The sequence below is a fragment of the Bacteroides sp. 3_1_23 genome (genome assembly GCF_000162555.1).
Lineage (GTDB): Bacteria > Bacteroidota > Bacteroidia > Bacteroidales > Bacteroidaceae > Bacteroides > Bacteroides ovatus.
The window spans coordinates 2,496,148-2,507,130 of the sequence record NZ_GG774949.1; the positions used below are offsets into that span (position 1 = coordinate 2,496,148).

6 protein-coding genes and 1 pseudogene are annotated in these 10,983 nt (G+C 39.6%); 2 read left to right on the forward strand and 5 right to left on the reverse strand.

Features of this window, described 5'->3' with window-relative positions; genetic code table 11:
* Positions 1–8: 8 nt before the first annotated feature.
* The 5 genes from HMPREF9010_RS14445 to HMPREF9010_RS14425 form a co-directional block, all read right to left on the reverse strand.
* Positions 9–1,094: an endo-beta-N-acetylglucosaminidase family protein gene (locus HMPREF9010_RS14445; RefSeq protein WP_032852642.1), complete on the reverse strand. Its 1,086-nt coding sequence runs from the start codon at positions 1,092–1,094 to the stop codon at positions 9–11.
* 24 nt (positions 1,095–1,118) lie between these two features.
* The gene (locus HMPREF9010_RS14440; RefSeq protein WP_008648518.1) at positions 1,119–2,732 is read right to left on the reverse strand and encodes a SusD/RagB family nutrient-binding outer membrane lipoprotein; all 1,614 of its coding nucleotides are present in this window, start codon (positions 2,730–2,732) and stop codon (positions 1,119–1,121) included.
* Between the two features lie 23 nt (positions 2,733–2,755).
* Complete coding sequence (locus HMPREF9010_RS14435) at positions 2,756–6,049, reverse strand: SusC/RagA family TonB-linked outer membrane protein (RefSeq protein ID WP_032852539.1); 3,294 nt, start codon at positions 6,047–6,049, stop codon at positions 2,756–2,758.
* A gap of 251 nt (positions 6,050–6,300) precedes the next feature.
* Positions 6,301–7,221, reverse strand: a complete 921-nt coding sequence (locus HMPREF9010_RS14430; protein WP_008648521.1) for a FecR family protein — start codon at positions 7,219–7,221, stop codon at positions 6,301–6,303.
* Positions 7,222–7,315: 94 nt separating this feature from the next.
* A complete protein-coding gene (locus HMPREF9010_RS14425; protein WP_008648523.1) occupies positions 7,316–9,307 on the reverse strand; it encodes an SUMF1/EgtB/PvdO family nonheme iron enzyme in 1,992 nt (663 codons plus the stop codon).
* A 173-nt stretch (positions 9,308–9,480) separates the two neighbouring features.
* Between HMPREF9010_RS14425 and HMPREF9010_RS14420 the strand changes: the two genes are divergently transcribed.
* Complete coding sequence (locus HMPREF9010_RS14420) at positions 9,481–10,044, forward strand: RNA polymerase sigma-70 factor (protein ID WP_008648524.1); 564 nt, start codon at positions 9,481–9,483, stop codon at positions 10,042–10,044.
* Between the two features lie 634 nt (positions 10,045–10,678).
* Positions 10,679–10,983 (forward strand): annotated as a pseudogene (locus tag HMPREF9010_RS26345) (ISL3 family transposase); the annotation flags it as partial.

Sequence of the window (10,983 nt, forward strand, 5' to 3'; positions counted from 1 at the left end):
TTTAAAAATCATCCATTTTCTTCTTCCGTTTCTTGTTTAGTAGACTGTTGTACAGGCTTTCCGGCAGGATTTTGTTCCTGAATACCACGCCGAAGGCTATAATAAGGAATAGCGGCTTTCTCTTTATCACCTATAGCCTGATTAGCAGGACGAGTGGTATTGTATTCATATTCAAAATAATATCCGCCGAATCCGCCTTTTCGTCCTTGTGTAGGATTCCAGCGTGCCATACCTATTACAGAATAGATTGGATTGCCCCATGAATCTACTTTATTTCCATCGGCTTCCGTAAATTCGACTCCACCATTCTGCCAGTACCATCCCATTTGTTCCGTAGCAACGAATTTTTCAGGAGGACACCAGCTGCTAAGCTGGTCAAATTTAGATTGCAAACTTTGAGCACTACCGGTGGTGTAACATTGTCGTACAAAATAATCGACATAAGGTTCTGTTTCCTTAGGAGGAAGCTGATTATAGAAGTCAACAATTAATAATTTGTCTGTACCCGATTGAGGACCGAAATAATTTCCCAATACCTTTATAAACTTTGTAAAGTTATCATTTTGCAACCAGTCGCCTTCCGGTTCGTAGTCCAAGTCCAAACCATCCAGATCATTACGCAACACACATCTCGCAAGATGCAAAGCATAAGCCTCGATACCTGCGTCGGTTTTAGGAAACTCCGTACTTCCAATACGGCAAATCGTACACATCACAACGCGAGTTCCCTTTACTGTACGGATATAATTCATTTCCTCATAAGCAGTCGGCAAATAACGCTCGTTATAATAACTCGTTTCTACATAAGCCGGATTGTTGGAAGGAATACCTGACCACAGACTGACAATGTCCAGACTATCCGGCAGACCAGTGAAATGAAGCCCCTGCGAAGGAGATGCTTCTGAAGTATAACCGGCATACCAGCCGAAACAAATAGCATGATCTGTTTTCTTATATTCACGCAGGTTCTGATAATATTCTTCATTATAAGTATTAGCTGCCTGTATAACTTCCGGTTCAATATCCGTATCACAACCACTCACAACAAATGTCAAGAGACAGGTGAACAAAAAATATACATAATTTCTTTTCATATTCTGCATTATTTAAGTAACCAATTATTTATTAGGCACATCCCACCACAATCTGACACCCGGGTTATCTACGCCACCTAAAAGTGTGATGCCTTTATCCAACTCTGTTCTATTCGTATTATATTCCGATTCCGGATAAGGTAATCTGCGGATTTGTATATTTGTGTCTACAGAACCTCCGGAACTTTCGTTCACAACAACCGGAAATACTTTCGGATAACCGGTACGGCGGAACTCTGTCCATGCCTCTTGTCCCACCGGATAAAGAGCAATGTACTTTTGAGTAATGATTTGTTCCAGATTTGTTTTAAAATCCCCCGATTCATCCCAAGCAATAGAAACAGTACCTAAAGCATCCATGGAATGAGATGATGTCACCGGATCCTCATAATTGGCTGGCACATATCCACCCGCCGCAGTTCTTGTCAGATACGCGTCAGCTCCCGATGCGCCATGTTCATCAAAAGACATTCTTATTCCATCTTCATAATACTTTTTAGCATCGGCATTCGTTCCCCAACGCAAAGCATATTCCGCCAACAAGAAATATGATTCGGATGAACGCATCCACACTACATTGGAAGTAGCGGTTGCCTGTGGTTCGGCAAAGATTCCTGTTATATATTTATCCTTACTTACGTCCTTTGACATTCCGGCTCTTATACCCCGATATTTTCCACCCGTACCTGCCTCGAAGTAAGCAGAAAGTCGTGGATCCTGATAACCATTCATGTATGAATCCAGCGTCGCTCCCATACAAATATCATCCCATCCTTTCAGAATATACAGAGGACTTTCATAAGTCGCTATCGGAGTAATATGCTGAAGTTCTGCTAAATCAGACTTTACATTCATCAAACCATAACTGTTGCCAATAGCCAGTTGGGCTTCACTTTTTGCCTTTGTTTCATCCACATAGGCAAGACGCAATGCAAGACGCAAGCGAAGTGAATTGGCAAACTTTATCCAAGATGTAACATCACCGTTGAACACACAATCCCATGATGACAAAACTTTATTTCCGGATGCTGCGTAACTATCCAAGTTATTGATAGCTCCATCCAACTCCTCAAAGAATCTGTAATAAACATCCTTTTGCGAATCATAAGGCACTTCTTTTGAAACTCCAAAATTCAAATAAGGAATAGGACCATAGGTATCTGTCACACGATGCATTGCCGCTACTTTCAGAATTTGTGCCATAGAAAACCGGGGATCTTCGTCATTGTTAATCGCTTTTCTTATTTCACGCCAAGCATTCATAGTCGTCAGGTAATTGGTAGTGAACATATCACCATACCAACTTCTTTTATCCCAATTGTAACGACCGGCAGAATTGATACTGGGAGCAGGAAAACCAAAATAGCCGACATAACCATCTCCACCCATCACTTCCACAGTCTGATATCTGTCCGAACCGATATTAAGTCCCGGTTGTGCTACCACCAGTACGTTCTGCTCCATCTGTAAAAGAAGAGAACCAGTTCTCACATTATCCCAATCCGTCATCTCATCGGTTGCTTCATTAGGATTGGTATTGTACTCCAGAAAATTCTTCGTACAACCTACATTTATCATGATTACTCCAAGGAGTAAGTAGTAGTTCCTTACTTTAAAAAACTTACGTATGTTCATCATTATTTTTTTTAAAGGTTATCCAATTAGAAAGAAATCTTTGCAGAAAATCCCATCGATCTCAAACTCGGTTGCATGAAATAGTCCATACCCTGGTTATAAGTACCTGTACTTGCAGTAGATTCCGGGTCAAATGGAGCCTTACAATATAGCATCCATAAATTACGTCCTACAAAGGACACATTCAATCCAGAAATCCATTTACACCATTTATTGATCGGAATATCATATCCCAATGTCAATTCTCCCAAACGAACATTCGTCATACTATATACATACATAGAACCGACATAACCTGTACCATTAGCTCCGATAGTCTGATACCATGTCTGGGCATCAATCATCTGACCGTTTACTTTCACGCCACCATTATCCCGCGCTTCTGCCGATGTCTTAGACACTCCATAATAGTCCATTACAGCTTGAGTGGCAGAAACTCCGATACCACCTACACGGGCATTCAACATAAATCCGAGACTGATTCCTTTCCAATTAAATTCATTTCTCCAACTAAGAGTATATTTCGGATTGGTATTACCGGCATAGACATAATTATTCTTATCCGTTTCCAATGCACCTGTCATTGAATTCATCCAGATATATCCATGCTCGTCAGTTCTCATTGTATTCACATATACATCTCCCATAGAGCCCCCCACTGTTAGCCGTTGTTTGGCACCGCCTAATGAATAAACATCCATTTCGTCCAGATGTACTGTCACTCCCAACTCTTCATTTGTATATTCAGGGAGTAATTGGTCAATGCGGTTTCTGTTGAGCGACCATAGTAAAGTTGTTTTCCAATCTACAGGCCCTATATTCTGTTTAAAGCCAAGAGCTAACTCAATACCTTTATTCGTTACTTTACCTGCATTTACATATAGTTTAGAATATCCGGTTGTTGTAGAAATTTCCGGACTGAAGAGCTGATTCTCCGTATATGTCTTATAAGCTGTCACGTCCAGTGTCAGTTTATTATCAAACAAACCTAAATTAAATCCTCCTTCCCATGAATGAGTTCTCTCCGGTTTAAGGTCTTTTATCGGGAAATAAGAAGTGGTATTCAACCCTCCCAACACTGCGTAAGTAGTGATAGCCCTGAATCTTTCCGGTGCATTACCCACCTCACTATATGAAAGGCGGACCTTTGCATAAGAAAGAATGTTAGATTTCATTGTAAACATATTAGTCAGAATCGCTGAAGCACCGATAGAAGGATATAATATGGAAGAATGGTTTGTTCCTGCCAAAGCAGATATCCAGTCATTACGTAACGAACCGTCTACATAAACCATGCCCTTATATCCTAATGAGAATGTTCCGAATAAAGAATTGGTACGGTCGTGATAGTTCGTATTTTTATAGGTTAATTTACCGGAAACGTTCGCATTGTTAGAAGTAAACAGATTAGGAATGGTCAGCAATCCGCCGCCAAAATTAAGTTCCTTATAATCCAAATCCAATAAACTGGCACCTAAAGATGCTGTCAGATTCCATGTGTCGTGATAGAAATATTTATTGATATTCAACATGGCATCCGCATATATCTGACTGGTATTCTTGTTCGATTGCACGTATGCTCCTTTATCCGAGTTTTCAGCAATCACATTCAAAGTGGAAGCATACATTTTCTTTTCCGAGTTGATAGTTTCCTTATCCAGTTTCACGCGTCCGGAAACATTCAACCAATCTGTTATCGTATATTTTAGTGAACCGCTTGCCAGAAAACGGTCTTTCTTGTTGGTATACATATTCCGGTTCGTAATCCAGTAAGGATTCTGCATGGATAATCCATTTTCTTTCAATGGCCAGAACTGTGTTTTTATGTTACGGTCTACATCATATCGTTCATAATACTGATATTTCGAGAAATCATCACCGCGCGGAAATAAATAAACGGGAACCAATGGATTGGCATACTCTCCTTGCGACAACATATTCTGTTCCTTTACATTAGAATACATAAAACTTAAATCCATCGTCAGTTTATCATTCAGCATAGAGGTCGTGTTACGAACAGAGAAATTATATCTGTCCAAGTCATTATTCTGAATGATACCCCGGGCATTCACAGCACCTACGGATACATAGGTTTGATTTTTTTGTGTCCCTGTAGTCAGACTTACAGTGTTTGCTACATTGTAACCTGTCTGAAAAAAATCTTTAACTTCATAATCGGTAGGAGATGACAATTTAGATGCCCAACTATACCACTCTCCAGTTTCCGAACCATACGTATTCTGGAATTCCGGCAATCGGAATGGTGAATAGAAAGTTGAATTATTACTGTAAGTCAATCTGGTTTTATCTACAGCTCCTTTCTTCGTTGTGATAAGTACCACACCATTGGCAGCAGCCGAACCGTATAGTGCAGCGGCGGCCGATCCGCTAAGTACTGAAATTGATTCTATATCATCAGCGTTGAAGTTAGCCAATCCGTCACCGGATTGTCCGGCACCCGTATACTGATCGTCGGGTTGTTCACCTGATATATTAGCCAAAGGAACTCCATCTACTACATATAGAGCGTTGTTATTACCTGATATAGACTTCGTACCACGCATTACCACACGGGCACCGCCTCCAATACCGGATGAACTTGCATTGATATTCACACCCGCCACCTTACCGGCAAGACTGCTCATCACATTCATATCTTTCGCCTTTGCCACTTCGTCGCCGCCAATCTGCTGCACATTGTATGTCAAAGACTTGGTTTCGCGTTTAATGCCCAAAGCCGTTACAACAACCTCATTCAAGACTTTTGCATCTTCCGTCATCACAATGGAAAGCGATTTATTATCTGTAACCTTCACCTCTTGAGAAGCATATCCAATATAAGAGATCTCCAATACCGCTCCCTTTTTAGCTTGAATCTGAAAGTTTCCGTCGAAATCTGTAATAGCACCGGTAGTTGTCCCTTTTACTTTCACATTCACTCCGATCAAAGGTTCTCCTTTTGTATCTTTCACTGTACCTTTTACCTGAATAGTCGGATCTTGCTCTGTTACATTCAATTTATTGGTAGACAAGATAATCTGCTTATCAACCACTGTATAAGTAATGTTGGTTCCTTTAAATACCTCATCAAGAATATCCAGGATCTTACCTGAATTGTTTCTCACAGAAACAATACGATTCTTCTGAATTGTTTTATCATTATAAAGGAAAACATAGTCGGACGTCTCCTCTATTTTATTCAGTACCTGTTCTACAGATACATTGTTCATTGAAATGGCAACCCGCGTTCGCTGGGCATAGCCATCTTCGGCAGAAAGTTGTAATACTACTGCGAAAAGTAGTGCTAGACTAATCCTCATAACTAAAGGAAGTTTTAGATTTAAAGCATATTTAGGACATAATGCTGTAAATGAATGATTTTTTTTCATACATTTGTGGCTAACTAAAGTTTATTACTAAATGAACTATGGTTTGATTCCGGCTAGTGTTTGCGAGACCTTGTACCGTGAATCTGGAAAATTCGGAGGAAGACAGCTGTTGGTAGCAGCTTTCTTCCTTTCTTTTATTCTCTTGTGTTATTCCATGGGCTTTTATTTTAAGGGTTACTACTCTAATATAAATCTACTCTAATTTTAGTCTTTGATAATGTATCATCTGCCTGTTGTTGCGGTTCTTCAATTTTCCATTTTAAATCGGCAGACCTGGCCAGATAATCCAATATCTGCGACAGAGTTTCAGTCCGGAAAGTAGCCCGGTACTTATATTCTTTTCCAGACCTATTGTTAAACTGAATTTCTACATTGAAATGTCGTTCCAGACGCTTCAGGATTTCTTCTAATGAAGCATTTCTGAAAATTAGTTTTCCATCTTTCCAAGCTATCTTTCCATAGACATCCACTTTATTTTTTTTCGACTTTTGACTCTGTTTGTCGTAAAGCAACTGTTCTCCAGGAGCCAATACGATTGTTTCCTGATCGGGGGTTATCACATTTACCTTACCCTTTTCCAATACTGTTTCTATATAATTATCATCCTCATAAGCAGCTACATTAAATTTGGTTCCATAAACATATACGCTCAAGCCATTCGGAGTATTTACATAGAAAGGACGATCTTTGTCTGCCTGCACTTCGAAATATGCCTCACCCTTCAGTTCTACCAACCGGTTGTCTTTCTTGAAAGTGGTAGGATAACGCAATGTACTACCTGCATTCAACCATACTACAGAATGATCCGGAAGTTCATAACGTATGACAGAACCGGTAGCGGTTACCACCTCTGCATATTTCTCGTCGGTTTCTGTTCCACTAAAATATAAATATCCCAAAACCAGAGAAGAGAGAAATAAAGGTATAGTCAGAAATGCTGCATAACGCATCAGTTGATTATACATGTTCTTTCTTCTATTAGTTTTTATTTTGGTTTGTGCTTGATAATAGGCACCCAATACATCAATGGATTCCATTTCTTTAATATCATCTCCCAATGCTTGTGCTTTACGGAGCAATGATTCCGGACTCATATTTTCCATATTTTCTTTCAAAATCTTATCTTTTAATTGTAATTACACTTATAATACAACTGAAGTAATTGGAAAAGGACAGCAAAAACAAACTTTTTTTATTTTATTTTTCGAGCCATGCCAAATTGAAGCGGTAATGCAATCGGCTACTAAGGATATGAACCACATTATCAGGAGTTTGTGTTCCTGCAAGATAGCCACGTGGTTCAGCATGATTTTCATCCATTTCGAAATATCCCGTCCATGCTCCACCGTTTAAAAAACGATATTCACCGTCCGTCAGTAGTTTTCTTACCGGCCATGTTTTTCCCTCATCGTAGGAAAGAGCCGCATACATGCCATATCCTTTCTTCACATTTCCATTTTTATCCTTAAATTCCAGACCACGTTCTTCCAAAGGCGTACGTTGCGGATGGTCTGTGAAAGAAACCAATAGCAAAGGTCCTTCATTCAGTCTCATTAAAACAAGACGCTGACCTCCGTCAATAGGAGGGAGTTCGCTTGCTACATATTTCCAGGTCTTTCCCATATCATCTGATATGCTCATTGGCATTCGGAGCTTTCCTTCTTTATTCCGTATGCTATTACCACGCCCCATAGCCATCAAACTTCCGTTCCCTAATTGTACAATTCCCGCATGGATACCTGCGATTGTACTTCCCGTTCCTCCTTCTTTGAAATCCGGCAAAGGAGCGCCATCCCAAGGATCGCACCATGTTTTTCCTCCATCTTTACTGATTTGAACAGCTGCCCCGTCATGACTGCCGGGACCCGCATCACAGGCTTGAACCAGCCATCCCTCACGTGTGCGAATCGTACCAGCTATTACCTGATGACGTTTGGTATGTTCGGGAGCTATCAGTTTAGGAGTGCTCCATGAAGCACCGTTATCTGTGCTGGTACGTAGTACCATTGCGAGATTCTGCCAGTCTCCCGATGCTTCCACTCCATTGATATGATACAATTTTCCTTTCCCGTCATTGAGCAAAGCGCTTCCTGTCATATTCCGATCCGGAACTTTAAAGAATAAAGAAGCCACATCCCAATCAGTGTGCCCGGCACGCAAGCGGGAACCGAGTACTACCATCCCTCTCCCATTCTCTTCATTTGCAGAAAACCATATTGCCAGCAAATCTCCATTATCACACCACGTAACTGCAGGCTGATGATTATGCAGATAAAATGGGGTATTCGAATCACATACCGGACGTACCACAAATGGTATCGGAGGCAAAAACATCGGTGTGATAGCAGATACTTTTTTCCATTTTATAGATGTATTTTCTACAGATTTCTGATTGAACGGGACAGGGGCAGATGTTCCCGATACATTCAAACGAGTATCTGCTTCCACAATTCTAAATCCGGTTTGGGAATGTTTATCTTCCGGGAGCATAGCCAGTCGATTGGCACTTCGCAAGTATTTCTCCGGGGTGTGATGACTCCCTCCTCGAGTGACCCGAAACTCTCCGGTCAACGGTCCTGCCGGGTCTTTCTGCTTTTCTGCGGAATAAGGAGCATACCAATCCAAGCACCATTCTTCCACATTTCCATGCATATCATAAAGCCCGAATGTATTAGGAGGAGTCTGGGCTACTTTTAAAGATACCGGATCAAAGTCACGAACCACTTTTTGATTCCGATGATAAACTGCAGGTAACCCGTCTCCTGTAGAAAATAGTGTGTATGTGCCTGCCCGACAAGCATATTCCCATTCCGCTTCTGTTGGCAAACGATAGTTTTTGCCTTCTTTCCGGCTAAGCCATTCACAAAAGGCAACAGCATCGGAATAACTCACATTGACAACTGCTTCATCATCTTCCAGCGAAACACCGTTTTTTCCTCGTAATGCCCGATGTTCCGGACGGAATGATTCATATTGCGCATTCGTTATTTCAGTGATTCCCATACGAAACGGGCGAGAGATTACTACCTGATGGATAGGAGCCTCATCAAAATCTTCGCCTAATCCGTCACTTCCCATATAAAAACTTCCGACAGGTATTTCAGCCATCGGAATAAAAGACTTGGAAATTTCTTGAGAATGTATTGGCAAACAAAAGGTTATAGCCAATAAAAAAAACTTGTTTTTCATATTTCAATCCTGTTTATATATAATACAATCAACCTATATACAAAAGGACAGCCTCATCTGATTATTTTCTATTCATTAGTGTTGAAAGCAAAAAAAAGAATCGAAAATTAGGCTTTGATAATTATCTTATTATATATTTGCAGCAAAATGAAAAACTACAGAACCTCTAAATAATGAAAATATCTTTTTCCAAACAGACTAAGGAACGGGCTTTCAAACAACTTTATGAGGAGTATTATGCCCCATTTTGTCTGTATGCAAAAAGGTTTGTTGATGATAAAGAGACACGTGAAGACATCGTTTCGGATGTATTCGCTTCATTATGGGACAAGATGGATACCGATTCTTTCGACCTACAATCGAACACAGCATTGGGATATATCAAGATGTGCGTGAAAAACAGTTGCCTGAATTTCCTGAAACATCAGGAATATGAATGGAGCTATGCGGAAAACATACAGAAGAAAACTCCAGTCTATGAAACAGAACCGGATAGTGTATATACTCTTGACGAACTGTACCGAATGCTATACGAAACATTGTACAAACTTCCGGAGAACTACCGTACAGTATTTATGAAAAGCTTCTTTGAAGGCAAAACGCATGTAGAAATTGCAGAAGAGATGAATCTTAGTGTGAAATCCATCAACCGTTATAAGCAAAAGACAATGGAACTTTTGCGCAATGAACTGAAAGACTATCTGCCATTGTTACTTTTGTTAATCTATCGCACATAACAGTCTCTCCTTATCACCACATACTAACTATTACTTGTCCGTCCGGAAAGTATTAACAGTAAAGTTGCTATCGACTAATAGCAAACTTGCAAACCCTTATATATAAAGTTATTTTTGACTAATCATAAACTATAAATGCAATCTTCGTTTTTATAATCAAAGGTTGCATTTATAAAAATAAAACTTGCAATTATATAATCAAAGCTTGCAATTATAGTTTATAATAGGTGAAAAACAAGTTTACTATTAACCCAAAACAAGTTTATCTATAATGAAGAATAACTTTACTATTAATGATTCAGGCGTAAAATAGCAGTAGATTGTTATACAACTGCTATGAGAAATAACAAGAATGAGTATGAGAAATGCCTGTTTTTAGGGATAGAGCACAGGAAAAGTATGAGAAATGCCAACTTTTCAAAGTATTTCTCATATTCTATTACATTATGTTTCAACAGGTTGACTGATATTCATGAGAATATGAGAAATAGAATTGCCAAATCAGGTTCTTCGTCAAATTTGGTGGTAATCTCTTTTTTATTTCAACTGTCTTCTTCTTTCTTAATCCTATTAAAAGTTGTAGATATGTTTGCTTTTTAGTAACTTTAAAGACACCACATCATTAAGAGTTACAATGCAACAAGTCATATCTACAACGTACAAATATACATCAAAAAAAGAAAATGCTCCTACAAATAGGGGATTATTCCATGATTTCAGATTCAGTCTTGGCTACGATAATCTGCAACAAGATGGTATCTCTGAAGCTGTTGGCTCATTGACGGTCTTTCTACATACGGCTGGCAAAGGGGCTTCCTGTCCTTATTGCGGACATTTCAGTCACCGATTGCACAGTTACTACTCCCGTCATATTGAGGATCTTGAAGTTTACGGTCATACTTTGGAGTTAGTTCATCAAGGTTGGCAAATATTATTGTG

Coding starts and splice junctions, on each gene's coding strand:
- HMPREF9010_RS14425 (WP_008648523.1), bottom strand. CDS start 9,307: ATGAAAAACAAGTTTTTTTTATTGGCTATAACCTTTTGTTTGCCAATA.
- HMPREF9010_RS14445 (WP_032852642.1), bottom strand. CDS start 1,094: ATGAAAAGAAATTATGTATATTTTTTGTTCACCTGTCTCTTGACATTT.
- HMPREF9010_RS14440 (WP_008648518.1), bottom strand. CDS start 2,732: ATGATGAACATACGTAAGTTTTTTAAAGTAAGGAACTACTACTTACTC.
- HMPREF9010_RS14430 (WP_008648521.1), bottom strand. CDS start 7,221: ATGGAAAATATGAGTCCGGAATCATTGCTCCGTAAAGCACAAGCATTG.
- HMPREF9010_RS14420 (WP_008648524.1), top strand. CDS start 9,481: ATGAAAATATCTTTTTCCAAACAGACTAAGGAACGGGCTTTCAAACAA.
- HMPREF9010_RS14435 (WP_032852539.1), bottom strand. CDS start 6,049: ATGAGGATTAGTCTAGCACTACTTTTCGCAGTAGTATTACAACTTTCT.